1 pseudogene is annotated in these 462 nt (G+C 63.9%); it reads right to left on the reverse strand.

Annotated elements, in window-relative coordinates:
- A pseudogene (locus CYP26_RS09460) lies at nucleotides 1–462 on the reverse strand (RNA degradosome polyphosphate kinase); the annotation flags it as partial.

The raw sequence follows: 462 nt of genomic DNA on the forward strand, positions 1-462 counted from the left end.
GTTTGATAGCCGGGTTTTCCACGGGGGTGCAGATTTCGATGCGGCGGAAGAAGTTGCGGCTCATCCAGTCGGCGCTGGCGATGAAGAGCTCTTCGCGCCCGCCGCTGTGGAAGTAGAACACGCGGGAGTGTTCGAGCAGGCGGCCGATGATGGAGCGCACGCGGATGTTTTCGGAAAGGCCGGGCACGCCGGGGCGCAGGGTGCACATCCCGCGCACGATCAAATCTATCTGCACGCGGGCCCGACTGGCTGCATGCAGGGCGCGGATGAGGCCGGGCTCGATCAGCGAATTCATTTTGGCAATGAGGCGGGCGGGGCGGCCGGCGGGGGCTTCGGCGGTTTCGGCGGCAATGCGCTCCAGCAGCATGTGGCTGAGGGTGAAAGGGCTCTGATAAAGCTTGTTGAGCCGTGTGGGCTGGCCGAGGCCGGTGATTTCCATAAAGATGGCGTTCACATCAGCGG

Origin of the sequence: Campylobacter concisus (genome assembly GCF_002913225.1) — a bacterium.
Lineage (GTDB): Bacteria > Campylobacterota > Campylobacteria > Campylobacterales > Campylobacteraceae > Campylobacter_A > Campylobacter_A concisus_J.